Below are 25,430 nucleotides of genomic sequence, written 5' to 3' on the forward strand. Positions count from 1 at the left end.
ATTTTTTTTATCTTTAACACTTTAACTAATAAAATTAAGATTCAGAACAATGAAAAGATTATTTTCTATCCTTGCCATAACATGTTTAATGGCTATCGGAACTGTTAATGCTAATGCAACGACATTTGCAACAACAACAGCAACTCTAACAACAAGTGTAACTCAAGATGCTGCTGCTGATGCAGATTTGAGTTTCCATCAAGAATTAAAAAAGCGTTTTATTGAAGGTGGTCCAGGCTTTATGGGTATTGTACTACTATGTTTAATTCTTGGATTAGCAATTGCTATAGAAAGAATTATCTTTTTAAACCTTTCAACTACAAACACTAAAAAATTAACCCAAAACGTAGAAGACGCCTTAGCCTCTGGTGGCATTGAAGCTGCTAAAGAAGTTTGTAGAAATACAAAAGGGCCTGTTGCTTCCATATTCTATCAAGGTTTGGATAGAGCAGATGAAGATATCGATGCTGCTGAAAAAGCTGTAGTTGCTTATGGTGGAGTTCAAATGGGACAGTTAGAAAAGAATGTATCTTGGATTTCTTTATTTATCGCTTTGGCACCAATGCTTGGTTTCATGGGTACTGTAATTGGTATGATCCAAGCTTTCGATAAAATTGAAGCAGCTGGTGATATGCAACCTTCTTTAGTAGCAGGTGGTATTAAAGTTGCACTTTTAACAACGGTATTTGGTCTTATCGTAGCGATTATACTTCAAATTTTTTATAATTATATCATTGCTAAAATTGATAGTATTGTAAATGATATGGAAGATGCATCAATTACATTGATGGATTTATTAGTAAGACACAAAAAATAAAAAGACCACGTAATTATGAATTTACACAAAATATTAAAAATAGTAGCTGCCGTAATTGGTCTTGCTGGTGTTATCTTCTTAGTCAGAATTGTGGCTGCTGGAGATGATGCTATCAAAACTGGTGAAAAGGCAGGTCTTGTTGACCCAATGGCTTGGGTTGCATATATTATACTAGGACTAACTTTATTATTTGTGGTGGTTTTTGTTTTAAAGAATCTATTCACAAATACAGCGGGTCTTAAGAATACACTTATTGGTGTTGGTGCTTTTGCAGCAGTATTGATAATTGCTTATGTGGTATCTGGCGGAGATGCAATGCAATATAAATTACAAGATGGTTTTGCTACAGATGAACAATCTACAATGGTAGGAGCTGGTTTAGTAGCTTTCTATATATTATTGTTTGTTGCTGCCGCAACTATGATTTTTGCAGGAGTTAAAAAAATAATTAGTAAATAATATAGTATGGCAAAAAGAGCAGCACCCGAAGTGAATGCAGGATCAATGGCTGACATTGCCTTCTTACTACTTATCTTTTTCTTAGTAACAACTACGATTGAGAAAGACAAAGGATTATTAAGAAGTTTACCACCTATTGATGACTCAGAGGTTGAGCCACCAATTATTAAGCAAAAAAACTTATTTACTGTACTTATAAATCGTAATAACCAATTGCTTGTAGAAGATGAGCAAATGGAATTAAAGGATTTAAGAAAAGCAGCAATTGAGTTCTTAGATAATGGTGGAGGAACAAATCCAGCGGGCGAACGTTGTGATTATTGTAAAGGGAAACGATCAGAAAGTTCATCTGACCATCCTGACAAAGCAATTATCTCGATGAAGCATGATAGAGAGACATCGTATGAACAATACATGGATGTACAGAACGAACTTGTTGCAGCTTATAATATCTTAAGAGAAAGAGAAGCCGCAAGACTGTATCAAAAGTATTATCCAGATGCTGAGAAAGTGTTCACGGCAATGTTAGAAGAGAAAGAAAAGAATCAATTTAGTAAGGATGAAAAACTTAATGAGCGTATTGAGACCATTAAGAAATTATTTCCTATGAAATTGTCTGAAGCTGAACCTGATAAAAATTAAAAGTAGCAATTATGTCAAAATTTAAAAAAGGAGGAAAAAATGAATTGCCAGCGATTTCGACGGCATCCTTACCTGATATTGTATTTATGTTACTTTTCTTTTTCATGGTAGCTACGGTAATGCGTGACAGTTCTTTAATGATTGAAAATAGGTTGCCAAGTGCAGATCAAGTAGAAAAACTTAAAAAAGATAGAACTATTTTTATCTATGCAGGTAAGCCTAGTAGTCAGTACAAGCAATTTGGTGAAGAACCTCGAATTCAATATAATGATGCATTTATTGGTATAGAGGATATTCAGCCTTCAATTTATCAAGGAATAACTGAAATGAATGAGGAATTGCAAAGTAAAGTTGTAGTTGGTCTTAAAATTGATAAAGAAACCAATGCAGGTTTAGTGTCAGATATTAAGCAAGAATTACGTAAAGCTAATGCATTAAAAGTAATGTATATTGCTAATACAAAAACTGAACAATAAGATTTAAAATCTTAATTTTATAGACAAAGCGTCCTGAGGAATCTGGACGCTTTTTTATTCATAAACATCTAAAGATTTTGTAGATTTATCAACATGAAGCGATACTTTCTCCTTTTATTGGTATTTGTAAGTTGTTTAGGATTTTCTCAAAACAATAATGCAGATAAGGAAGAACTTTATAAAAATTATAGAGAAGATCAGTTCTATGCTTCTATAACTTATAATCTTCTTAATAATAAGCCTAATAAAGTGTCTCAAAGTGGTTTTTCTTCGGGTTTTCATTTGGGTTTTATTAGAGACATGCCAATTAATAAAAGACGAAATTTTGCAATAGGATTAGGTTTAGGTATTTCTACAAATTCATATAATCAAAACCTTTCTATTTTAGAAACGAATAATGATATTACTTATAGCATAATTGACGAAAGCGAAGTCAATGTATCTAAAAATAAATTCACAACTTATTTGGTCGAATTGCCATTTGAGATTCGATGGAGAACATCTACTGCTACAGATTATAATTTTTGGCGTATTTATACAGGCTTTAAAGTTGGCTATTTGTTATATAATTCTACTAAATTTAAAAGCGATGCAGGTAATCTAAACCTTTCTAATCTCGACGACTTTAATAAAATTCAGTATGGTTTAACCTTAAGTGCTGGTTATGGCACTTGGAATTTTCATGTGTATTATGGATTGAATTCTATATTTGATGATAGTACTAAACTAAACAGTAAAGCCATAGATATGAAATTCTTTAAAATAGGACTTATGTTTTATATTCTATAGCCAGTAATTCAATAGTATCAATTGCGGAAATAATCCTGTAAAAACACCTATAATCAGTTCTTGATTGGTGTGTGCTTTTAAATGTAAGCGAGATGTTGCAATAGCCCCAAGAATTATCATCATTAGTGCAATAGTTCCATTAATATTTATTTGATAATGAATACCTAAGGCAATAGCAAACATAAAAAAACCAGAAGCAGCAATCATATGGATACTAGCTTTTATTTTAAATATAGCTAAGATGAAACAGGTAAGTGTAGAGCAGAGAATCCCAAGAAAGAAATAATAGAGCTCAATTATTTCATTAGATGATAGAACACGAATAAGAATTAAAACAATAATAACGCAATTGATAAATAAAGGAATCAATCGCTCTTTGGTACTTTTTAAGTAAATAGAATCCACTTTATTTATCGTTCTCAATAAAAAGAAGAGTAAGATGGGAAGAATAATAGTTAGAATAACAATAGAAAAAATCTTAGCCTTCATTACAGGCTCAGGAATAAAGCGAGGTGTTTTAGAAAAGTAAAATAATACGCCTAATAAAGGCATAATCAGCGGATGAAAAACAAACGAAATGCTTTTTAAAATAAAATTTTTCATCCAAATGAGTTCTTTATAGTTCCTTTCTTAAACGCGCAACAGGAATATCTAATTGTTCTCTATATTTTGCAACTGTACGCCTTGCAATAGGATAGCCTTTTTCTTTCAATAGTTTAGAAAGTGCTTCATCGGTCAAAGGTTTCTTTTTGTTTTCCTCTTCAATAACAGTTTCAAGAATTTTCTTAATCTCTCTTGTAGAAACTTCTTCACCTTGATCGTTAGTCATCGACTCAGAGAAAAATTCTTTTATCAGTTTGGTACCATATGGAGTGTCTACATACTTACTATTGGCTACACGAGAAATAGTTGAAACATCCATTTCAATTTCGTCTGCAATATCCTTTAAAATCATCGGACGTAAATTACGCTCATCACCAGATAAGAAGTACTCTTTCTGATAATGCATTATAGAACTCATAGTCACAAACAATGTTTGTTGACGCTGTCTAACAGCCTCAATAAACCATTTGGCAGCATCAAGCTTCTGCTTAATAAACATTACTGCGTCCTTTTGAGCTTTAGATTTTTCTTTAGTGACCTTATAGCCCTTAAGCATATTGTTATACTCTCTAGATACATGAAGCTCTGGAGCATTTCTGCCATTTAAGGTTAATTCTAATTCTCCATCAACTATCTTAATAGCAAAGTCGGGTACAATGTGCTCAACAATTTTGTTATTACCAGCATAAGAGCCACCAGGTTTTGGATTAAGACGTTCTACTTCTTCAATAGCATCTTTAAGTTGTTCTTCGTTAATGCTGAACTTCTGCATCAACTTTTTATAATGCTTTTTAGTGAACTGTTCAAACCCCTTATCTATGATCGAGGTTGCCAATTCAACATCTGGATGCTGTTCTTTTCTATGTAATTGAATACTTAAACATTCTTGAAGATTACGCGCTCCAACACCAGCAGGATCTAATTGATGTACAATTTGTAATACCTTTTCGACTTCTTCTTCTGTGGTATAGACATTTTGAGTAAATGCCAAGTCATCTGTAATGTCAGATAAGGATCGACGTATATAACCGCTTTCATCAACACTACCTACTAAAAAATAAGCTATTTCTTCTTCTTGATCAGATAACCTAAAAGTGTTAAGTTGGTTGATTAAATGTTGAGTAAATGAAGTTCCTGCAGCATAAGGCACACTTTTATCTTCATCGTCAGCGCTATAATTATTTGCTTGTGTGCGATATTCAGGAATCTCATCATCGCTTAAGTACTCATCTATATTAATATCGTCTGCGTCAATTGATTCGTTGTCATCATAATCATCTGTGGAATTATCGAAATCATCAATATCGTCTTCAGAAGCTTCAGATTCTTTTCCCGTATCTAGTGCAGGGTTTTCTTCCAATTCTTGTTTTAAACGTTGCTCAAAAGCTTGTGTAGGCAACTGAATCAACTTCATAAGTTGAATCTGTTGAGGTGACAGCTTTTGAGAAAGCTTAAATTGTAAAAATTGTTTTAATGACATAAAATCTACTTAAATATAAAAGTAATTAAAACTCTGCATTTTGAGGTGTTCTTGGGTAAGGAATTACATCTCTAATATTTCCCATTCCTGTGGTGAACATTACTAAACGTTCAAAACCTAATCCAAAGCCAGAATGTACGGCTGTTCCGTATTTACGTAAATCTAAATACCACCATAATTCTTCTTCAGGAATATCCAATGCCTTCATTTTTTCTTTAAGCACATCTAAACGCTCTTCACGTTGAGAACCTCCAACCATTTCACCTATGCCTGGAAAAAGAATGTCCATTGCTCTTACCGTTTTTCCATCTTCATTTAAACGCATGTAAAATGCTTTTATGTTTGCAGGATAATCAAATAATATGACAGGACATTTAAAGTGTTTTTCTACTAAGAAACGCTCATGTTCAGATTGTAAATCTGCTCCCCATTCTTCGATTAAATATTTAAATTTCTTTTTCTTGTTAGGTTTACAATTCCTAAGTATGTCTATAGCTTCAGTATAACTTACGCGTTTAAAATTGTTATCTACAACAAACTTAATTTTTCCAATTAAGTTCATATCACTTCGTTGCGCTTGAGGAAGTTTCTTTTCTTCGTCAAGTAAACGTTTATCTAAAAACTCTAAATCCTCTTTGTTATTTTCAAGAATATAGCCCAAAACAGATTTCATAAAGTCTTCTGCTAAATCCATATTACCAGCTAAATCCATAAAAGCGACTTCTGGTTCAATCATCCAGAATTCAGATAAATGACGAGATGTATTAGAATTTTCAGCCCTGAACGTTGGTCCAAAAGTATAAACTTTTCCTAAAGACATGGCATAGGTCTCCGCTTCCAACTGACCAGATACAGTAAGGTTTGTGTCTTTTCCGAAGAAATTTTTAGTATGATCTATGTTGCCGTCTTCTGTTAATGGTGGTTCTTTCTGATCTAATGTACTAACACGAAACATTTCACCAGCTCCTTCAGCATCACTTCCAGTAATGATAGGTGTATGCATATAATAAAAGCCATTCTCGTTAAAATACTTATGAACTGCAAACGATAGTGACGAACGCAAGCGCATTACAGCACTAAACGTATTAGTTCTAGTACGTAAATGAGCATTAGCTCTTAAAAACTCGAAAGTATGTTTCTTTGGTTGAATCGGATACGTTTCAGGATCAGAATCTCCTAAAACCTCTATTGTTTTCACAGCAATTTCAACAGATTGTCCTTTACCTTGGCTTTCTACTAATTCCCCTGAAATATGAATTGCTGCACCTGTTGTAACTCGCTTTAAAAGGGCTTCATCAAAATTTTCAAAATCTACAACACACTGAATATTATTTATAGTTGAGCCATCATTTAATGAAATAAAGCGATTCGCTCTAAACGTTCGTACCCATCCTTTTACAGTAACGTCTTGTATGGTTACATCTTGCGATAGTAATTCTGCTACGGTTTTTGTTGTCATTTTTAATTATTTTGAAATGCTAAGATAAATTTTCTTCTTGATTTTCTATATCATCTTCGGTTTCGTCTTCCGAAGGAATAATATTAATTGCTGGCTTTCTCAATACCTCTTTATTTGCAATGTTACGCTCTAATGATAATAACAAAGATGGTAATAAAAGTAAGTTAGATAACATGGCGAAAAGTAATGTTATGGATACTAATGCACCTAAGGCAACTGTACCACCAAAACTTGAAATTGTAAATACTGAAAAACCAAAGAATAATACTATAGAAGTATAAAACATACTGACTCCGGTTTCTCGTAATGCTGCATAAACGGATTTCCTAATTTTCCAGTGGTTAGCTTGTAATTCTTGTCTATATTTTGCTAAAAAGTGAATGGTATCATCTACAGAAATACCAAATGCAATACTAAATACTAATATGGTCGAAGGCTTTATAGGCACACCTAAATAACCCATTAAACCAGCCGTAACTAATAATGGCAACAAATTAGGAATTAAAGACACAATAATCATTCTGAATGAACGGAACAGATATGCCATAAATAATGAAATTAGAAAAATGGCTAAACTTAAAGAAATAACTAAGTTTCTAACTAGGTATTTTGTTCCTTTTTGAAACACTAAAGCTTTACCAGTCATGGTAACTTCATAACGTTCTTTTGGAAAAACCTTATTGATTTTATTCTGAAGGTTCTCTTGAATGCGTTCCATTTTATCCGTACCAATATCTTTCATAAAAGTGGTGATACGAGCATACTGACCTGTGCTGTCTACAAAATTATTTAGTAACTCTACATCAGATGATGAGTTTTTCGCATAAGATAAAATAAAGCTGTTTTCTTGGCTTGTTGGTAATTGATAGTATTTAGGATTACCGTTGTAATAAGCTTGTTTACTATATTTTACTAGACTCACTACTGAGATTGGTCGAGATAATTCGGGTATTTCTATAATGAGTTCTTCGAGCTCATTAATACGTTTTAAAGTAGCTAATTTCATTACCCCTTTTTTACGCTTGGTATCTACCATAATCTCCAATGGCATAATCCCATTGAACTCATCTTCAAAAAAACGGATATCTTTAAAAAACTGCTTGTCTTGAGGCATATCTTCGATAAGACTTCCAGAAATTTTAATCTGATTCATACCCAACATACTTGCAATAATGAGCACAAGAGCAGTTACATAAATTGTGATTTTTTTATGCCTTACCATGCGCTCCATCCAGTCAACAAAACCACCAATCCATCGTTTGTTTAGATGTTCTAAATGACGTTGTTTTGGGTAGGGTAAAAATGTATACATAATCGGAATGATTAGTAAACACAATATGAATATTGCTAAAATACTTAACGAAGCTACAATACCAAATTCCTTTAATAGCTTACTTTCAGTAAGAATAAAAGTTGCAAAACCAGAAGCAGTAGTTACATTAGTCATTAAAGTTGCATTACCAACTTTGGTAATAACTCGTTGTAACGATTTTACTTTATTGCCATGAGATTTTACCTCATGTTGGTATTTATTGATTAGAAAAATACAGTTAGGAATTCCTATAACAATAATCAGAGGTGGAATTAATGCTGTAAGTACTGTAATTTCGTAGCCTAGTAAACCTAGAATTCCAAAAGTCCACATTACGCCTGTACAAACAACGATTAAGGAAATAAAAGTCGCTCTAAAAGATCTAAAAAATAAGAAGAAAATTAATGAGGTTACAAGAAGAGCAGCTCCAATAAATATAGGAATTTCATCGACAATGTTTTGTGCATTCAATGTTCTGATATATGGCATACCAGAAACACGAACCTCTAATTTAGTTTTATTTGCAAACACGTCTATTTGAGGTTGAAGAATTTTAAGTACAAAATCTTTTCTAGCAGATGTATTTACAACATCCTTCTTAAGGTAAATTGCTGTTCTAATTGTTTTCGTTTCAGCATTAAACAAGAAGTTATCGTAAAATGGATATTGATTAAACAATTCATCTTGAAGCTTATTTATTTCTTCAACGCTTGTGATAGAATCTTTTATAAAAGGTTCTAAATCGAATTGTTCTTTTTTGGTGTTCTTAACTAATTTCTGAAGATCCTTAATAGATATAACTGTTTCAACCTCGTTATAATCTTTAAATGATTCGGCAAGAGTATTCCAAGCATTGAGTTGTTTAATAGAAAATATGGTTGAATCTTTTACTCCGAGAACTATTAAATTACCCTCTTCTCCAAAAATTTCTAAGAAATCATTATAAATGATGTTAACCTCGTGCTCATCTGGTAACATATTTGCTTCAGTGTAAGTAAAGCGCATGTGTTTCCATTGCATACTAAAAAACACAGTTGCCAAAACAAGGGCAATTAAAATAAAGATTTTATTACGAAGAATAATCCTCGCAATAGCCTCCCAAAATCCCGTGGTTAAAATTTTAAACATGTCTTTTAAACAGCCTTAGAGCTAGCTCTAAGGTCTTAATTGAAATAAACAAAATGGTTTGATGAAATCATCATAATACTCAAATCTCACTTAGCGAGAAAATGAGCGGCAAAGGTAGAAAAAACCTAAGGATTAGCTAGTGAATTAACAGGAATATAATATAATCTAAGTTGTATTATAACGAAATATTGAAGGTGAACTTAAAAGCGATATTATCTCCAATTTCTGGTAAGTGATAACTGCCATATCTGTAGGCAAAACTAAGTCCAAAACCAAAGAGGAGTTTGTTGATTTCGAAACCAGATTCTGAGTATAATTTTTCAAGGGTATTAAATTGAATGCCTTGATGCCTATCTATACTTCGCATGGTTCCAACAGCATATCTGGAAATTAAAACGAGTTGTGGTTTAAACCATTCTGTAACTTTAAACGGACGGAAAAAATGTTTAAACTGTAAAGTCGAAAATTTATCGCTAAAAAACTCATTAAAGTACATGGTCTCAAAACTGTTTAAGCCAGCCACGGAAAAGCGTTGTAGTATTGTTTCCTTTGTAATATTATTTGGATACGCATGGTACAGGTGAGTTAATGGAGTCTCACCACTAGCAATACCAGCAACCAAGGTAATGTTTGTAATTGCATCATTTTTATGATTGAATTGTTGAACAGTTCTAAAATCTAATTTAGAGAAATTAAAATCACTACCTAGAACTGATTTAAAACCTTGAGTCAATTGAAGTGTGAATTTTGGGTAACCGTTTTTAGTTTCCTCTATGTTTCCCTCCTTTAAATCAAATCTGCTAAAAGGACTCCATTGTAGACTTAGTTTTGCAGTGCTTAAATCGAAGGTGTTATAATTTTTATCATCTAAAGCAAAATTGTAGGTATAGGTAGGATTTATTTTGCTTGTAGCTAACTGCGTTTCGGAAAGCAAATGGTTTGAAATTTTATGCTGTAAACCAATAGATTTCGTAATATGTCTATGAAACAAATCTATATTTAATAAGCGAGGTTCAAAAAAAGTAAAAAAGCGCTTATCCGTTAAAAAGTTTGAACTTCCTGTTTCTTGTAAATCATCAGTGTACGATAAATTAATCCATGTATTTGAAGCTTCATTAACTCTAAAGCCACCTCCAACACTGTATTTGTAACGCTTATCTTTAAAACCATAAACGAGATAACTATTTATGCGATAATGTTTAGAAAAACGATCATTTGTAATACCACCTAAGCCAGTTCTAAAACCTTCAAATTGATTGAACTTTACAAGATATCGTAAGTCTAGATTGAAGTAATTAAAGGGTAAATAACCATTGCCTATATTTTTTATGAATTCATCTTTTTTAATGGAGTCTTGTGAAATTTTGACGGAATCTTTTTCTTTTATAGTAGGTTGCTGTGCAAAGCTATTTGTTGCAAATATTAGAAGAAAAACAACAAATAAGCGTTTTAACATTTAGGTCAGGGAATTAAAATAATGTAGTATTCCTAAATAATTTTGAATGTCAATTAGAGTACAGTTAAAAGTCTTATACTTACAATAATTTATCATATATTTCATAAGCTACGCTTAATTACTTTCAATAAAAACATGTTTTTATTTTAGCAATACTCAATATGATAGTTTAGAAATTTTAAAGAATAAAGCTAAAGATTAAACTGTCATTATCTCTTTTTCTTTAGCATCTAGAATATCATCTATACGTTTAACGTAAGAATCTGTAAGTGATTGTACGTCAATTTCAGCATTTTTCTGCAAATCTTCTGAAGCATCAGAATTCTTTATTTCATGATTTGCTTCTTTACGCGCATTTCTAATACCGATTTTAGCGTCTTCAGTTTCCGCTTTAGCCTGTTTTGCCAAATCGCGTCGTCGTTCTTCTGTTAAAGGAGGAACATTGATAATTATTGTTTCACCATTGTTCATGGGATTAAAACCAATATTCGCAACCATAATTCCACGTTCAATTTCTTGAAGCATAGATTTTTCCCATGGTTGTACAGTTATGGTTCTACCATCAGGTGTATTTACGTTTGCGACTTGACTAAGTGGGGTTTGAGAACCATAGTAGTCGACCATTACACTACCTAACATAGCAGGACTAGCTTTACCAGCTCTAATGTTAACTAATTGTTTTTCGAGATGCTTAATTGCAGCATCCATAGCTTCTTTTGCTGTGTCTATTATAAATTTAATGTCTTCGTTCATAGTGTTGAAATTTTAATTTATAGTTATCAAAATTTAAGCCAATAATTTAAACATTCACTTCTGTTCCTATATTTTCACCAGAAACTACTTTTAGTAAGTTTCCTTTTTTATTCATATCAAAAACGATAATTGGCAGTTCGTTTTCTTGACTCAAGGTGAAAGCTGTTGTATCCATAACTTTTAGACCTTTACGTAAAACGTCCTCAAAAGAAATATTATCAAATTTAACTGCTGTGCTATCTTTTTCTGGATCTGCAGTATAGATACCATCAACACGAGTACCTTTTAGAATCACATCAGCTTCTATTTCAATAGCACGTAGCACTGCTGCAGAATCTGTGGTGAAATACGGGTTTCCTGTTCCTCCTCCAAAAATCACAACACGTCCTTTTCTAAGATGACTCATTGCTTTTCTTCTAATAAAAGGTTCGGCTACTTCATTGATTTTGATAGCTGTTTGCAGTCGCGTTTTTACATCAGCATCTTCTAGTGCATTTTGTAATGCTAAACCGTTGATAACTGTTGCTAGCATTCCCATATGGTCTCCTTGAACTCGATCCATACCATTCATGGCACCAGCAACACCTCTAAAAATATTTCCGCCACCAATAACTATAGCTACTTCAACACCTAAGTTAGTGATTTCTTTAATGTCCTGAGCATATTCAGATAAACGCTCTGGATCGATACCGTATTGACGGCTTCCCATTAGGGCTTCACCAGACAATTTTAGTAGTATTCTTTTGTATTTCATTAGATAGTTTCTATTGCTATTTATGGTCTAACGGAATTCACCAAATGATATATTAGTTAAAAATAATATGTTGATAAGGCTCATTTCATTTTGAGTTTTGAAAGTTGAACAAAGCTACATAATTATTAGCAGGTGTAAAAGTGAAAAAAGTGCTAAAAAAAAGCCTCTCAGAATTGAGAAGCTTTTTTTTAAATAATTATGTTTAAAAAATTTAGTTATCCTACAGTAGCTCTTTTAAAACCTGTTACAGAAACATCACCATATGATGATACGTACTGAGCAACAGTTTTCTTTTCATCTTTGATAAACTTTTGATCTAACAAACATTGTTCTTGATCTAAAGTTGTGTTATCAGAAATAAAACGCTCCATTTTACCAGGTAAAATTCTATCCCAGATTTGTTCTGGTTTACCTTCAGCTTTTAATTCTGCTTTAGCAGCTTCTTCAGCTGTAGCTAAAACTTCAGGGGTTAATTGTGCCATAGAGATGTAACTTGGTACATTCTTTAAGGTTTTACCTAAACGACCTAATTCGATATTATCTTTTTCAATTACTGCAATACGTGCTTCAGTTTCTGAAGCAACGAAAGCAGGATCAAAATCTTTGTAAGATAATGATGACGCTCCCATAGAAGCAACTTGCATTGAAACATCTTTTACTAAAGTTTCAGCATTGTCAACTTTAGCAGATAAACCAACTAAAGCTGCAATTTTATTAATGTGAACATACTGACCTACGTAAGGTGCATCTAACTTTTCGAATGCAGTGATGTCTAATTTTTCACCAATAACACCAGTTTGTTCTATTAGTTTTTCAGCTACAGTCATTCCACCGAAATCAGCAGCTAAAAATTCTTCTTTTGAATTAGTATTTAGTGCAATATCAGCTAATTGGTTAGCTAATGTTATGAAGTTTTCGTTTTTTCCAACGAAATCAGTCTCACATCCTAAAACAATAGCAACTCCAGAGGTGTTGTCTGCATTTATTTTAGCGATTGCAGCACCTTCAGAAGAATCTCTATCAGCTCTTTTTTCTGCAACTTTTTGTCCTTTTTTACGTAAAACTGCAATGGCTTTATCAAAATCACCACCAGCTTCAACTAAAGCTTTTTTACAATCCATCATACCAGCACCAGTTGCTTGTCTTAGCTTGTTTACTTCTGCTGCTGTAATTTTTACAGTATTTTCCATAGTTTTTAAATTTAAAAAGTCATTCAATTAATTTTCTGAGCGAAAAGAACTAAATGACTTTTAATATTGTATAAATGTTATTTATTCTTCTTCTTGAGCAGCTACAGGAGCTTTTTCAGCTTTCTTAGCAGCTGGTTTTGCTTCTTTCTTAGCTTCAGCTTTTACTTCTGGTTTAGCTTCCGCTTTAGCCTCAGTTTTTTGAGCTTTACCTTCTTTTTCTGCACGTTCGGCTTTTCTTTCGTTTAGGCCATCAGCAATTGCAGAAGTTACAATAGATAAGATTTTATCTACTGATTTTGAAGCATCATCATTTGCAGGAATTAAATAATCAACCTCACGAGGATCAGAATTAGTATCTACCATCGCAAAGATTGGAATATTTAATTTTTGAGCCTCTTTAATTGCAATATGCTCACGCATAATATCAACAACGAATAAAGCACCTGGTAAACGTGTCATGTCAGAAATAGAACCTAAATTCTTTTCTAATTTTGCACGTAAACGATTTACTTGTAAACGCTCTTTTTTAGATAAAGAGTTGAATGTACCATCTTTCTTCATTCTATCAATAGAAGCCATTTTTTTAACAGCTTTTCTAATTGTAACGAAGTTAGTTAACATTCCGCCAGGCCAACGTTCAGTAATATAAGGTTGGTTTACAGCACCTGCTTTTTCAGCAACGATGTCTTTAGCTTGTTTTTTTGTGGCAACGAATAAAATCTTTTTCCCTGATGCTGCTATTTTAGCTAATGCTTCAGAAGTTTCTGTGATTTTTGCTGCTGTTTTGTAAAGGTTGATAATATGGATACCGTTACGTTCCATATAAATGTAAGGAGCCATGTTAGGGTTCCACTTACGTGTTAGGTGACCGAAGTGTACACCTGCTTCAAGTAATTCTTTTACTTCTACTTTTTCCATTTTGTAATAGTTTACGTTCTGTTAAATTAGCAATGATTAAGTGGTTGCTTGCGCTCGCCTTAACCATTTAGATGCTAAACTTTAAGTTCTGAAATTGTTTCAGAATCTTTTCAATAAAATAAAATAATTCAGAACTCGAATAAACAAGTTCTGAATTAAATGTTGTTTGGATATTAACGTTTCGAGAATTGGAATTTCTTACGCGCTTTCTTCTGTCCGAATTTCTTACGCTCTACCATTCTTGGATCTCTTGTTAATAGACCTTCTGGCTTTAATACTAGTCTGTTTTCAGGATCTAGCTCGCACATTGCACGAGATAAACCTAAACGTATTGCTTCTGCCTGGCCGGTGATACCACCTCCATATACGTTAACAGTAATATCAAAGTTGCCATCATTGTTAGTCAAGGCTAAAGGTTGGTTTACTTTGTACTGTAATGTTGCAGTACTAAAATAATCCGCCATGTCTTTTTTGTTCACCGTGATTTTGCCTTTTCCTTTAGCAACGTACACACGAGCAACAGCCGTCTTTCTACGGCCAATTTTGTGAATTACTTCCATTAGTTAATTTCTTTTAATGTCATTGTTTTAGGTTTTTGAGCTTCGTGAGAATGCGCAGTACCTGCTACAACTGTTAAATTTCTAAAAAGAGCTGCTCCTAATTTGTTTTTAGGTAACATTCCTTTTACTGACTTTTCTACTAATCTGGTTGGGTCTTTCTCAAACATTTCAGTAGCAGTCAAACTTCTTTGTCCACCTGGATAACCTGTGTGACGGATATAACTTTTATCTGTCCACTTGTTACCAGTTAAGTTGATTTTTTCTGCATTAACAACAATAACGTTGTCACCGCAATCAACGTGTGGTGTAAAATTAGGTTTGTGCTTACCTCTTAAAAGTATTGCTACTCTCGAAGCTAAGCGACCTAAAGTTTGTCCTTCAGCATCAACTAAAACCCACTCCTTATTAATGGTAGCTTTGTTTGCTGAAACTGTTTTGTAACTTAATGTATCCACACTAATTTGATTTGTAATTGCACTTTACAGCACAATTGATTAAACAATTCTCTCTAAAAAAGAGTTTGCAAATTTACGATAAACTATTGGATTATCAAACCTAGTTTAAGATTTTTTTGTCTGAAAATCAGATAGATTGTTATTATAAATTAGTGTAGCTATTTATTTAGTTTTCTATACGTTTTGAATCATCTTAAATTTTATATTTGTTTTAGGTGAGAGAAATAAAATTTATTCGAAAATTTTTAAAGAAAATTGTACAGATTGTTATTGTTCTTTGTGTTACTATTTTATTGTTTGATTTAGCTTATAGAAATTCTATAATTGACTTTTATAAATCTGAATTGGTAAGCCTAAATACAGGTGAAGACCTTAATTCTAAAACTATAGATTTCCTCGTTTTCGGTGATTCATTTACTGCTTGGGAAAATAATTATGTTTCAAATCTTAAAAATTTATATCCTAAAAAATCATTTATAAATTCGAGTATATCTGGTATTGGGATTAAAGAAGTGAATACTTTTGCTGAAAAGCGTATAGAAAAATACGAGCCGAAAAATATTATTTACCAAGTATATGTTGGTAATGATCTTATAGATGTGAGACATTTGCAGAATTGGCAGGATTTATCTTTTGCAAGAAATGTTTATTGGAAAGCTTCAAATTATCTCCCTTCTATTATTTATTTGAATAAAAAGCTAAAACATTTTAAAAAGGATAGAAATTATGATACTTCCAAAATGCAACTAAAAGGGTTTAAACTTAGTCAATATAATGAAAGAGAAAAATTGCTAATTAAAGCAAACTCCGAGTATTTATATAATTCTTTTAATATAGAAGGGTCTTTTAAAATACGTTATGATATTTGGAAAAAGGAATTAAATGATTTTTTAGAATTGGTTCCTGATGAAACCAATGTTTATATTGTTTTTATTCCGCATTGCGCACAACTAAATGAGTATTATTATAATAATATGTTAGATTTAGGTGCTCATTTTAGAGTTAAGGAAAAAACATTAACTGAAGATTATGTTTTCTTTACCAATGTAGTTTCTGATTTTAAGGATAACGAGCATGTCACTTTCTTAAATCCGTTAATGTCCTTAAGAGCAAACGACTCTGAAAAACAAAGGCTTTATTTTGAAAATGACCCACATTTTAACTTAGATGGTCAACTTATAATGACAAAATACATACAAGAACAAATTTTTAGTAAATGAACATTATAGGTATATCTGCATTGTATCATGATTCTGCAGCTTGTTTATTATCTAATGGAAAATTAATAGCAGCAGCACAAGAGGAGCGTTTTACGAGATTAAAACACGATTCGTCATTCCCTGTAAAAGCAATAGAATTCTGTTTAAAGCAATCTGATTTAGAAATCAACGATATTGATTTAGTTGTCTACTACGAAAAGCCTTTTTTAAAATTTGATCGTATTATTAATTCATTGCAATACGAAACTCCTTTTGGTTTTTCATTCTTTAGGAAATCTATAACTGCTTGGACAAAAACAAAATTATGGATTCCTAGTCTTATAAAAAGTAAGCTCAATTATTCTGGCAAAGTTATTTTCTCTGAACATCATGAAGCGCATGCATCAGCAAGTTTTTTTTCCTCACCATATAAAGAAAGTGTAATATTAACTATTGATGGTGTTGGAGAAAAAGCATGTACAACAATAGCTATAGGTAAAGAAAATAAAGTGACTATTCTTAAAGAGCAACATTATCCTCATTCTTTAGGTTTATTATATTCTGCCTTTACACAGTATTGTGGATTTATGGTTAATTCTGGTGAATACAAGTTAATGGGCTTAGCGCCTTATGGAAAACCTAAATATAAGCAGCTTATATTAGACAATATAGTTTCGTATACAGCCGAAGGCATAATTACCTTAAATATGTCTTTTTTTGCTTTTGAAAGGGGTAAATCTACTATTAACAAAGCATTTTGTGAGTTGTTGGGAAGAGATGCTCGTTTACCAGAGGATGAGATGGATGTTTTCTATTGTGATATGGCCAGTTCTATACAAGCTATTACTGAGGATATTGTTATTTGTTTAGCTAAATATGCTAAGCAAATTACTGGTTTAGATTCTTTATGCCTTTCTGGAGGAGTTGCTTTAAATTGTAAAGCTAATGGTGAATTATTAAAGCAGAATGTTTTTAAAGATATATGGGTGCAACCAGCATCTGGAGATTCTGGTTGTGCAATAGGAGCGGCTTATGTTGGTTGGCATCATTATCTTAAAAGAGAGAGAGTAGTCTTAAAAAACTCATTAAAAGACCAAGTTTATTTAGGCTCTTCATATTCATATATAGAAATAGAGACTTTGCTTAAACACTATAATTTAAAATTCAGAAAAGTAGATAGTAATACACAAAATGAAATAGTTAGTGATAGTTTATTAAACAAGAAAATAGTTGGATGGTTTAAAGGTAGAATGGAATTTGGACCTAGAGCATTGGGTCATAGAAGTATTCTTGCTAATCCATTGTTTGAAGATATGAAACATCATGTAAATCTTAACATTAAAAAGCGAGAAGGTTTTAGACCATTTGCGCCAATTGTTATGGAAGAACATGCTAAAGAGTGGTTTGAGAATTGTGATACTTCAAAATATATGGTTTTTATATATGAAGGCAATAGAGAGAAAAAGATTCCTTCTTGCATACATGAAGATGGTACAGCTAGAGTTCAAACTTTGGCTAAAGCAGATAATGAAAATTTACATGATTTAATGAATCACTTTTACAGCAAAACAAATTGTCCTGTTTTAATTAATACATCTTTTAATGTAAGAGGGGAACCTATTGTAGAATCTCCACTTGACTCCCTGAAATGCTTTTTTCAAACAGGTATGGATATATTAGTTTTAGAAAGCTATATTATTTCTAAATCGGATAATAAAAATGTGTCAGAAGAATTAACTAAAGTTATGAATTATGCAATGGATTAAAAACAGCTTTAAAACTATTAGTATAAATAGTCTAAATTCTAAAAAGCAAAAGCAATTTGGATATTTGTTTAGTGCATTTTTAATTTTATTTTCATCAATTTCAATTTATAAAAACGGCTTAATATTCAACACTAAACAAAATATAGCTTTAGTTTTATTAGTCTTTTTTATTACATCCACTCTATTTTTTTCAAAGGGGTTATATCCTTTGCTTTTTATTTGGTTTTCTATAGGTGAACTTTTAGGTAAAGTCAGTAGCTTTACCATATTGGCTTTTATATATTTTGCTATCTTTACACCTATTACTTTTGTTTTAAATATATTAAATAAAAAGATTAAGTATCGAGCAAAATGGGTAGATAGAAGTGATACGATTAATTATGAGAATTTAAGTTAAATTATGAGTAGATATACAACGTTTAAAGCACTACTTAAGTTTTTAATGACTCAAAAAAAGTATTGGTTGATTCCTATCATTATTGTTTTAGTACTATTAGGTATATTAGTCGTTTTTACTGAAAACTCTGTGTTGGCTCCATTTGTGTATTCTCTATTTTAGTTTTTTTTATTTCCAATTCTTTTTTTATTGAATTAAATAGTCGCTCTGCTATTAATAGATTTCCAAATTCTCCTGTATGACAAAAATCTGTATAAATAGTTTTAGTAGTGTTGTTAAAAGCATTACTAATGTCTAAGAATGTACTGTCGTCAATAATTGTAGCATCCTTTTTTATGAAATCATAAGATTTAGTATATAATTCCTTGTAGAAGCTACTCTGTTTAACAAATTTTTTCTCTGCTTCAGTATGTTGTGTTTTAGAATAGATGTTAGGTTGTAAAAAATTAAAAACTTTAAAGTCATAATTTTGCTCAATACCTTTTATTAATTCTATGTTCTTAACATAATTATAGGCAATATTTTCAGCTAGTTCTTCAGGATTTTTAACCTCAAAAGATTTAGTTTTAAAAATGCGTCTTTGTAAATAGACTATAAACCTATTTATGTTACTCGATGTACAAAACAATTTTATTCTTTTAGAATAGTCATGTGCTAACTGAAATTCATTTTGTCTATTAATTGCATTAGTTGGTGTGCCTGCTTTATTATTTTGGTGTGCGGCAATAACTTCATTGACTCCATCGTAAAAAAGAACAATGTCTGGTATGTTATTTTGTAAAAGTTGTTGCTGCAATTGAACGTTTTCAATACTTCTATTATACCCTAGACAACCAAAATTGGTGATTTTAACACTTAAATCTGGAAATGATTTATGGATTAATTTTGATAATTCTGAAGGAATTGTATGTTCATCTCTAGCTCCTGTGCTGAGCATCGTAGAACCACCGAAGCAAAATATTTTTATTGGGTTAAGCGAATCTTTAAGACTTAAATTTAAAGTTTTGCGAATACCTTTGTCGTCAATATTTATATGTTTTCCTTTAAATGCTTTTAACCTAAAATGTACAAATTGCGCCCATTCAGAATTTAGTTTATGAAGCTCATTATAAATTTCTGTTACAATAATAAGATCTATGTTGTCATAAGCTCCAGATGCTATTTTAATTTGAGTATTTTCATCATGCCGTTTATTGTCATTGTAATTAAATAGTATACCTAAAGTAAGCTCTAAAGCAATGAGAATTAATAGGACAATACCAAAAAGCTTAAATAGATATTTGATTTTACCTTTCATGATCGAAAAATATTAAAAATAAAGTTTCTTTCCCCTTTTACTTTTTTTTCTAAAACAGAGGACATAGTTAAGTTGTTTTTTGAGGCCATCTGTTTAATATGTTCTATATCGCAATCTTCAGAAAGAATCATTAGTATAGTTTTATCTGAACGTTTAAATAACTGAGAGAATAAAGCTTTAAAATATTCGAAATTTTCTCCACAGAACCAAGCACGTTCTTTGTCATTTGTAGGGTTTTTGGGATAGTATGGAGGATTGATTATAACATAATCAAAACTTTGGTTTTTAATAGTATCAAATAAATCTGAAATAATAAGTTCTAGCTCTAAATCATTTTTTATAGTTGCCTTTTCTAGACTAGAGATTGCAATTTCATTGATGTCTGATGCTGTAACATTCGCATCTTTTGATGCTGCAAATAAAGCGATAATGCCAGAGCCACACCCTAATTCTAAAACGGTTTTGTCTTTTAAATCAATATTTGAAATATGATCTAAAAGTAGTTTTGTGCTTATTGTGAAATGAGGTGGAAATACCTCTGGTTTTACGATGACTTCTATACCTTCATAAACATATTTTCGCGACTTTTTGTAGTACTTTCTGAAGCCATACTTTAGAATCGGGAATGTTATTTTTTTTAAAGTTTTACGCATATTTTATTCAGAATAAAATCCTTCAATTTCTGGTTGACGATATTTCCAAATCTTATGCAAGGCTTTTATCTCGTATGGAAATTTATACCATCCATTTTTAAAACGATAGCCAGAAACTATTTTCAACAACCATTTTTTGTAGCCTTTTATTCTAAAATCGGAAACCGTTGGATAATATCCATTTAAAACAGTTTCAAAATTTTGAATTGTATCAATCATATAAGGTTTTAGCCAAGGTGTCAATGGGTTTTTTCGTAAATCGAATTTTTCCCAACTTGGTGCAATCCATTCTTCTAAGGTTTCAGGGAAAGCGAATCCTGCATCTAAAATTTGTTGGTATAGTTCAGAGCCTTCCGTTGGTACAGGACTATACAAATAAATAATAATTTCTGCATTTGGGTTTATCTTTTTTATATCTCTAATAAAATTAATATCCCATAAGATTTGTTCATAAACCTTTTTTTCATTTTCAGCAGGCATTCCTAACACAAAAGATAGCTCAGGAATAATATCAACATTCTTCATTCGTAATACAAAATTCTTAATCATTTGCCCAGATTGAGTACCACCTTTATTCATTTGTTTTAATACCTCGTCATTGCCTGTTTCTGCTCCAAGGAACATCATTCTACAACCCGCTTTTCGCATTAATTTTAAATCATCATCAGAATATTTATTTATTGTATCTATTCTTCCTTCGCCCCACCATTCAATACCATCATTTATAACTAATTCTGAAAACTCCAGAACACGTTTTTTAGATGTGAAAAAGTTGTTATCATGAAACTCAATGGCATCAATATTATACTGATCTTTAAAATACTTAACGTCTTTATAAACTGTAGTTGCTGATTTTGCTTTCCATTTGGCATTATAAATTGGCACTACAGCACAAAATGAACATGAAAATGGACAACCCATACTAGAGTGGTACGAAAAAGTCTTTTTTCCCATAAAGGTTTTTGTCAAGTAATTGCCAAGTGGGTAAAATGTATTGAAATATTCGTAAGGATAAGAAGGTAAATTGTCTTGATCTAATAAAGCTTCTTTAACTGTTTGTGTAATCTCCCCTTTATCGTTTTTAAAGATTAAATTTCTTATCAACGCTAACTTTTTATCACTTGTACCTTCTAAAACATCTAGTAATTTAGGGAAGGTATTATCACCTGGACCATTAATAATATAATCTACGTAACCAGAGTTTATACAAGCTTTATATTGGTTTGATGCAAAATACCCTCCCCAAATTGTAATGCATTGCGGATATTCTTGTTTTATTTTTTTTGTAAAAGGAATGGCTTGTTTTAATTGTGGACCAGGCATTACTGTAGAACAAAAATATTTGAATTCTCCAGTATTAAAATAATTAGAGATGGTTTCCCAGGGATCAGATTCCATATTGCCATCTACAAATACATATTCATAATTTTTATGAATCGCTGCGGCTACTTGTATAATAGTATTAGGTATCCTGTGCTTGGAGTTAGCACTTCTCGGGTTGAATATGATAATTTTATTTTTCTTCATTTTAAAATGAACTACAGCATCTACTACAAGCTGGTAAAAGCCCTCCGTTTTTATTTAGTGATGAACGGAACTTTTTAATAATCTGCCCATTCCATATGTCTTTAAGTGTATTATTATGCACATTTCCAATAGTTAAATTATAACATCTTCCGTGAGCTGGGATTACACTTCCGTCGGATTTAACCATCATATTTGTAAACACATCATTGCACATTTTCCCAATAAATTTTTCTGGCTTATAGTAAAATTCATAAAGCTTTTCTTTAGAATTTATCTCTGGTGAGAAGGAGATAGGAAAATCATAGCTATCTTTCTTTATTGCTTCAATTTCAGTCCAAAGTTTTTCTAAATCATAATTGTCAATATTTATTTCATCTATATTAGATGTAGTAGCAGGATAGGATTGTGCCCAAATTTTATTGTGAGTATTAGCAACATGCTCTGGTGTAAAATTAGTATGCATAAATCCGATTTGATTTAAAGGATAAGGTTTAAAAAAATCTAAAAATTCTTTTAGGTAACTAATGTTCCATTCAGTAATAACACAAAATATTGATATTGAAACATTAGGATTTAACCTTAATAATTCTTCAATGCCTTCAACTGCTTTTTGAAATGATTTTTTATGACCTCTTATTTCGTTATGAATTGCTTCTGGTCCATCTAAAGAAATATATACTTCGGTTTCATTTTCTATTAAAACTTTAGCTTTCTGCTTTAGTGTTAGTGCATTTGTGGTAATCCCTGCTTTAATGTTCTTATGTTTTGCATACTGTAATGAAGCTTCTAAATGCGGATAAACTAAAGGTTCTGTAAAGGCATAGCCTAATCTTGCTTTTGGGTAGTATAATGCAGTTTGATCAATAACCTTTTTAATTAATTCTAAAGGCATGTTAATAGGATGAGTGCCGACTAAATTTTGAGCAAAATTGGTGTCCATACTTTTTGTGCCTACATCACACATTTTACAATGTAAATTACAAACATTATTAACTCCAAGGACAATCCATTCTGGGGCAAAAAAATAATTTTTAGGCAGATGTTTTTTATTAACTTCCTTTAATAATGAATAATTCATTTACGAATGATTAAATAGACTCTAAAGATAAAACAACTAACTAGATATATTTCCTGAAGTACAAATTAAAATCTATAAGACTTTAAGTTATATTTGTTAATCTAACATTCAATTAATTGCAATTAAAAAAGGGACTTAAAAAGCTAAAAATACTAACCTTAATTTTTGGTATAACTTTTTTATTGCTAGAATTAACACTTGCCACTTATATTCGTATTGCTGATTACAAGATAGAATTACCAACGTATACATTTGATAATACACAAGGGTTTTGGTTTGATATCAATAAAGATTTTGGTACTGCACATTTACCAAATGATTCATACAGGCAAAAGAAAACTTGTTTTGATGTTTTATATAAAACTAACTCTCATGGTTTTAGAGATAAAGAACGACAAATAAATTCAGAAAATAAGAGAGTTGTTGTTTTAGGGGATTCTTTTATTGAAGGTATTGGAGTAGAACAAGAGGAAAGAGTTACAGGTCTTTTAGAATCCGAAACTAAAATACCACATCTTAATTATGGTCTTGCAGGTAATTTTGGGCCAACCCAATATTATATTTTATATGAATCTTTAGCAAAGCAATATACACATGATGCTATTCTTGTAAGTATACTTCCTTCTAATGATTTTATTGATGATGATTATCAAATTAATTTAAAAGTTGGAGGTAATAGGTATAGGCCCTTTTTTGATGGAACTTACCCTAATTATTCAATTGTTTATCACTTAGATAGTATTGAGAAGTCTCAAGCTATTCCGTCAAAGCAAAGTGTACTTAATAAGTTTTTAAAGAATTTCACTTATTCTTATAACATGTACGCCTATCTTAAAGCACAAAGAAATGTTGCATTATTGCCAGAAGATAAAATATTATCAGAAAAAGAAGTGCCTTCCTATTTTAATTACTCAAATGAGCAATTTAATAGAATGAAATTTGCGTTAGAACAAATAAAGACTGTTGCTAATGATAGACCAATTATGGTGTTTAGTATTCCAATTTATAAAGAGATTGAAGATTATCGTTTGCATGAGAAAAATCCATTAGGTAAAGATTTAAAGACCTTTTGCGATTCTCAAAATATTGAATACTTAGACTTGTTACCTAAGACTGACAATCTAACACTAGATGAATGTAAATCACTATTTTTAAATTGTGATGGTCATTGGAGTGAAAAAGGAAATAGATTTGCCAAGGACCAGATATTAAATCACTTTGATTATTATAAGTGAACACTATGACTAAACTATTCAAATTATATAAAGATCAATTAGGTTTATTGCTACTGTGGTTACTTCTTATTTTGATTATTAACCCAGTTGGTGATTTTCCGTTAAATGACGATTGGTGTTATGGAAAATCTGTAAAAACACTTTATGAAGAAGGGTATTTAAAATTATATAATTGGGGAGAAATGACTTTAGTTGGCCATGTATATTGGGGTTTTCTATTTACTAAAATATTTGGTTTTTCTTTTACCGTTTTGCGTTGGTCTACTTTAGTTATGGGTTTTGCAACAATTTTAGGTATCTATCAACTCTGTAAGCTTGTAAATGCAACACGAATAATGGCATTATTTGTTGCTATTTTATGTATGGTAAATCCTATTTCCCTATCACTTTCATTCTCGTTTATGACAGATGTGCCCTTCTTTAGTGTAACTATATGGGCGATTTACTTTTTTATTAAAGCTTTACAAACGGATTCATGGAAGTCAATACTAATTGCTGTAATTTTCTGTATTTGGGCACTTTTAATACGTCAGCTAGCATTAGTATTACCTTTAACATGGTTCATAACTATATTACTAGTTAAAAAACGAAATACTAACACGTGGCTAAAAGCAATAATACCAAGTGTCATTTTATTGTTTTTTTATTTTATGTTTTCGTATGTAATGACATCACAAGGATTAATACAAGAACGGTATAATTCAAAATTTCATTTGCTCATAGAAACGCTTAAAAATTTTGACCTAAATCTTTTAAAAACAATTTTTAGTTATACACTCATATGCCTTTCCTACATTGGATTTCTGTTAGCGCCTATTCATCTCCATTATATTTTCAGTAACAAATTTAGAGGTTATAAAATTTGGATATTTATCTATACAGCTATCATTACTGGTTTATTAATTACATTTGGAAAAGCGATTCCAAGTTTAGATAATATTTGGATTGATTTTGGAGTTGGTCCAACAACTTTATATGATCATTATGGAGATTTTGTATCAAGTCCATCACCAAAAGCACCTCAGTT

The 25,430-nt window shown here is 31.3% G+C and carries 25 protein-coding genes; 10 read left to right on the forward strand and 15 right to left on the reverse strand.

What is annotated here, in order from left to right:
- Nucleotides 1-49: 49 nt before the first annotated feature.
- From QZZ53_RS02635 to QZZ53_RS02655, 5 genes are all read left to right on the forward strand, one after another.
- The gene (locus QZZ53_RS02635) at nucleotides 50-817 is read left to right on the forward strand and encodes a MotA/TolQ/ExbB proton channel family protein (protein WP_296381165.1); all 768 of its coding nucleotides are present in this window, start codon (nucleotides 50-52) and stop codon (nucleotides 815-817) included.
- Between the two features lie 15 nt (nucleotides 818-832).
- Complete coding sequence (locus tag QZZ53_RS02640) at nucleotides 833-1,276, forward strand: hypothetical protein (protein ID WP_296381167.1); 444 nt, start codon at nucleotides 833-835, stop codon at nucleotides 1,274-1,276.
- Nucleotides 1,277-1,282: 6 nt separating this feature from the next.
- A complete protein-coding gene (locus tag QZZ53_RS02645) occupies nucleotides 1,283-1,918 on the forward strand; it encodes a biopolymer transporter ExbD (protein WP_296381169.1) in 636 nt (211 codons plus the stop codon).
- 11 nt (nucleotides 1,919-1,929) lie between these two features.
- Entirely contained in the window at nucleotides 1,930-2,394 is a 465-nt protein-coding gene (locus QZZ53_RS02650) for a biopolymer transporter ExbD (RefSeq protein ID WP_296381171.1), read from the forward strand.
- Nucleotides 2,395-2,487: 93 nt separating this feature from the next.
- Nucleotides 2,488-3,183, forward strand: a complete 696-nt coding sequence (locus QZZ53_RS02655; protein WP_296381173.1) for a porin family protein — start codon at nucleotides 2,488-2,490, stop codon at nucleotides 3,181-3,183.
- On the opposite strand, the gene QZZ53_RS02660 is transcribed toward QZZ53_RS02655, so the two are convergent.
- The 11 genes from QZZ53_RS02660 to rplM all read right to left on the reverse strand — a co-directional run bounded on the left by QZZ53_RS02660 (nucleotide 3,178) and on the right by rplM (nucleotide 15,251).
- Nucleotides 3,178-3,786: a hypothetical protein gene (locus QZZ53_RS02660; protein WP_296381175.1), complete on the reverse strand. Its 609-nt coding sequence runs from the start codon at nucleotides 3,784-3,786 to the stop codon at nucleotides 3,178-3,180. The genes QZZ53_RS02655 and QZZ53_RS02660 overlap by 6 nt on opposite strands.
- A gap of 13 nt (nucleotides 3,787-3,799) precedes the next feature.
- Nucleotides 3,800-5,266 carry an RNA polymerase factor sigma-54 gene (gene rpoN, locus QZZ53_RS02665; RefSeq protein WP_296381177.1) on the reverse strand — a complete coding sequence of 489 codons (1,467 nt, stop codon included), beginning with the start codon at nucleotides 5,264-5,266 and terminating at the stop codon, nucleotides 3,800-3,802.
- A gap of 25 nt (nucleotides 5,267-5,291) precedes the next feature.
- A complete protein-coding gene (gene asnS / locus QZZ53_RS02670; protein ID WP_296381180.1) occupies nucleotides 5,292-6,725 on the reverse strand; it encodes an asparagine--tRNA ligase in 1,434 nt (477 codons plus the stop codon).
- A gap of 19 nt (nucleotides 6,726-6,744) precedes the next feature.
- Nucleotides 6,745-9,165, reverse strand: a complete 2,421-nt coding sequence (locus tag QZZ53_RS02675) for an efflux RND transporter permease subunit (RefSeq protein WP_296381182.1) — start codon at nucleotides 9,163-9,165, stop codon at nucleotides 6,745-6,747.
- 175 nt (nucleotides 9,166-9,340) lie between these two features.
- Complete coding sequence (locus QZZ53_RS02680; protein ID WP_296381184.1) at nucleotides 9,341-10,621, reverse strand: DUF5686 family protein; 1,281 nt, start codon at nucleotides 10,619-10,621, stop codon at nucleotides 9,341-9,343.
- A 198-nt stretch (nucleotides 10,622-10,819) separates the two neighbouring features.
- Nucleotides 10,820-11,374: a ribosome recycling factor gene (frr, locus tag QZZ53_RS02685; RefSeq protein WP_296381186.1), complete on the reverse strand. Its 555-nt coding sequence runs from the start codon at nucleotides 11,372-11,374 to the stop codon at nucleotides 10,820-10,822.
- Nucleotides 11,375-11,420: 46 nt separating this feature from the next.
- The gene (pyrH, locus tag QZZ53_RS02690; RefSeq protein WP_296381188.1) at nucleotides 11,421-12,128 is read right to left on the reverse strand and encodes a UMP kinase; all 708 of its coding nucleotides are present in this window, start codon (nucleotides 12,126-12,128) and stop codon (nucleotides 11,421-11,423) included.
- Between the two features lie 215 nt (nucleotides 12,129-12,343).
- On the reverse strand, nucleotides 12,344-13,318 hold the full coding sequence (gene tsf, locus QZZ53_RS02695) for a translation elongation factor Ts (protein WP_296381190.1): 975 nt from the start codon (nucleotides 13,316-13,318) through the stop codon (nucleotides 12,344-12,346).
- Between the two features lie 81 nt (nucleotides 13,319-13,399).
- Nucleotides 13,400-14,236: a 30S ribosomal protein S2 gene (gene rpsB / locus QZZ53_RS02700; protein ID WP_296381192.1), complete on the reverse strand. Its 837-nt coding sequence runs from the start codon at nucleotides 14,234-14,236 to the stop codon at nucleotides 13,400-13,402.
- Nucleotides 14,237-14,409: 173 nt separating this feature from the next.
- Nucleotides 14,410-14,796: a 30S ribosomal protein S9 gene (gene rpsI / locus QZZ53_RS02705; protein ID WP_087492546.1), complete on the reverse strand. Its 387-nt coding sequence runs from the start codon at nucleotides 14,794-14,796 to the stop codon at nucleotides 14,410-14,412.
- Nucleotides 14,796-15,251 carry a 50S ribosomal protein L13 gene (gene rplM, locus QZZ53_RS02710; RefSeq protein ID WP_296381194.1) on the reverse strand — a complete coding sequence of 152 codons (456 nt, stop codon included), beginning with the start codon at nucleotides 15,249-15,251 and terminating at the stop codon, nucleotides 14,796-14,798. Before rplM ends, rpsI begins: the two co-directional genes overlap by 1 nt.
- Nucleotides 15,252-15,466: 215 nt before the next feature.
- Between rplM and QZZ53_RS02715 the strand changes: the two genes are divergently transcribed.
- From QZZ53_RS02715 to QZZ53_RS02725, 3 genes are all read left to right on the forward strand, one after another.
- Nucleotides 15,467-16,471, forward strand: coding sequence for a hypothetical protein (locus QZZ53_RS02715; protein ID WP_296381198.1), 1,005 nt, complete (start codon nucleotides 15,467-15,469; stop codon nucleotides 16,469-16,471).
- The gene (locus tag QZZ53_RS02720) at nucleotides 16,468-18,216 is read left to right on the forward strand and encodes a carbamoyltransferase N-terminal domain-containing protein (protein WP_296381200.1); all 1,749 of its coding nucleotides are present in this window, start codon (nucleotides 16,468-16,470) and stop codon (nucleotides 18,214-18,216) included. The genes QZZ53_RS02715 and QZZ53_RS02720 overlap by 4 nt, the downstream gene beginning before the upstream one ends.
- Before the next feature lie 442 nt (nucleotides 18,217-18,658).
- Nucleotides 18,659-18,775: a DUF5989 family protein gene (locus QZZ53_RS02725; RefSeq protein WP_296381244.1), complete on the forward strand. Its 117-nt coding sequence runs from the start codon at nucleotides 18,659-18,661 to the stop codon at nucleotides 18,773-18,775.
- Here QZZ53_RS02725 and QZZ53_RS02730 read toward each other — a convergent pair.
- The 4 genes from QZZ53_RS02730 to QZZ53_RS02745 are packed head-to-tail and all read right to left on the reverse strand — an operon-like array spanning nucleotide 18,729 to nucleotide 23,168.
- Nucleotides 18,729-19,910: a hypothetical protein gene (locus tag QZZ53_RS02730; RefSeq protein WP_296381203.1), complete on the reverse strand. Its 1,182-nt coding sequence runs from the start codon at nucleotides 19,908-19,910 to the stop codon at nucleotides 18,729-18,731. The genes QZZ53_RS02725 and QZZ53_RS02730 overlap by 47 nt on opposite strands.
- Entirely contained in the window at nucleotides 19,907-20,563 is a 657-nt protein-coding gene (locus QZZ53_RS02735) for a methyltransferase (RefSeq protein ID WP_296381205.1), read from the reverse strand. The genes QZZ53_RS02730 and QZZ53_RS02735 overlap by 4 nt, the downstream gene beginning before the upstream one ends.
- Nucleotides 20,564-20,566: 3 nt before the next feature.
- Nucleotides 20,567-22,090: a radical SAM protein gene (locus tag QZZ53_RS02740; protein ID WP_296381207.1), complete on the reverse strand. Its 1,524-nt coding sequence runs from the start codon at nucleotides 22,088-22,090 to the stop codon at nucleotides 20,567-20,569.
- Nucleotide 22,091: 1 nt separating this feature from the next.
- Nucleotides 22,092-23,168, reverse strand: coding sequence for a radical SAM protein (locus QZZ53_RS02745; RefSeq protein WP_296381209.1), 1,077 nt, complete (start codon nucleotides 23,166-23,168; stop codon nucleotides 22,092-22,094).
- A 116-nt stretch (nucleotides 23,169-23,284) separates the two neighbouring features.
- Between QZZ53_RS02745 and QZZ53_RS02750 the strand changes: the two genes are divergently transcribed.
- On the forward strand, nucleotides 23,285-24,403 hold the full coding sequence (locus tag QZZ53_RS02750; RefSeq protein WP_296381210.1) for a hypothetical protein: 1,119 nt from the start codon (nucleotides 23,285-23,287) through the stop codon (nucleotides 24,401-24,403).
- Nucleotides 24,404-24,408: 5 nt separating this feature from the next.
- Nucleotides 24,409-25,430 (forward strand): glycosyltransferase family 39 protein (locus QZZ53_RS02755; protein ID WP_296381212.1); only part of this gene is annotated, 1,022 nt, incomplete at its 3' end.

This window comes from Winogradskyella sp., from assembly GCF_016744625.1.
Classification (GTDB): Bacteria; Bacteroidota; Bacteroidia; order Flavobacteriales; family Flavobacteriaceae; genus Winogradskyella.

Coding starts and splice junctions, on each gene's coding strand:
- QZZ53_RS02635 (WP_296381165.1), top strand. CDS start 50: ATGAAAAGATTATTTTCTATCCTTGCCATAACATGTTTAATGGCTATC.
- QZZ53_RS02640 (WP_296381167.1), top strand. CDS start 833: ATGAATTTACACAAAATATTAAAAATAGTAGCTGCCGTAATTGGTCTT.
- QZZ53_RS02645 (WP_296381169.1), top strand. CDS start 1,283: ATGGCAAAAAGAGCAGCACCCGAAGTGAATGCAGGATCAATGGCTGAC.
- QZZ53_RS02650 (WP_296381171.1), top strand. CDS start 1,930: ATGTCAAAATTTAAAAAAGGAGGAAAAAATGAATTGCCAGCGATTTCG.
- QZZ53_RS02655 (WP_296381173.1), top strand. CDS start 2,488: ATGAAGCGATACTTTCTCCTTTTATTGGTATTTGTAAGTTGTTTAGGA.
- QZZ53_RS02660 (WP_296381175.1), bottom strand. CDS start 3,786: ATGAAAAATTTTATTTTAAAAAGCATTTCGTTTGTTTTTCATCCGCTG.
- rpoN (WP_296381177.1), bottom strand. CDS start 5,266: ATGTCATTAAAACAATTTTTACAATTTAAGCTTTCTCAAAAGCTGTCA.
- asnS (WP_296381180.1), bottom strand. CDS start 6,725: ATGACAACAAAAACCGTAGCAGAATTACTATCGCAAGATGTAACCATA.
- QZZ53_RS02675 (WP_296381182.1), bottom strand. CDS start 9,165: ATGTTTAAAATTTTAACCACGGGATTTTGGGAGGCTATTGCGAGGATT.
- QZZ53_RS02680 (WP_296381184.1), bottom strand. CDS start 10,621: ATGTTAAAACGCTTATTTGTTGTTTTTCTTCTAATATTTGCAACAAAT.
- frr (WP_296381186.1), bottom strand. CDS start 11,374: ATGAACGAAGACATTAAATTTATAATAGACACAGCAAAAGAAGCTATG.
- pyrH (WP_296381188.1), bottom strand. CDS start 12,128: ATGAAATACAAAAGAATACTACTAAAATTGTCTGGTGAAGCCCTAATG.
- tsf (WP_296381190.1), bottom strand. CDS start 13,318: ATGGAAAATACTGTAAAAATTACAGCAGCAGAAGTAAACAAGCTAAGA.
- rpsB (WP_296381192.1), bottom strand. CDS start 14,236: ATGGAAAAAGTAGAAGTAAAAGAATTACTTGAAGCAGGTGTACACTTC.
- rpsI (WP_087492546.1), bottom strand. CDS start 14,796: ATGGAAGTAATTCACAAAATTGGCCGTAGAAAGACGGCTGTTGCTCGT.
- QZZ53_RS02720 (WP_296381200.1), top strand. CDS start 16,468: ATGAACATTATAGGTATATCTGCATTGTATCATGATTCTGCAGCTTGT.
- QZZ53_RS02725 (WP_296381244.1), top strand. CDS start 18,659: ATGACTCAAAAAAAGTATTGGTTGATTCCTATCATTATTGTTTTAGTA.
- QZZ53_RS02730 (WP_296381203.1), bottom strand. CDS start 19,910: ATGAAAGGTAAAATCAAATATCTATTTAAGCTTTTTGGTATTGTCCTA.
- QZZ53_RS02735 (WP_296381205.1), bottom strand. CDS start 20,563: ATGCGTAAAACTTTAAAAAAAATAACATTCCCGATTCTAAAGTATGGC.
- QZZ53_RS02740 (WP_296381207.1), bottom strand. CDS start 22,090: ATGAAGAAAAATAAAATTATCATATTCAACCCGAGAAGTGCTAACTCC.
- QZZ53_RS02745 (WP_296381209.1), bottom strand. CDS start 23,168: ATGAATTATTCATTATTAAAGGAAGTTAATAAAAAACATCTGCCTAAA.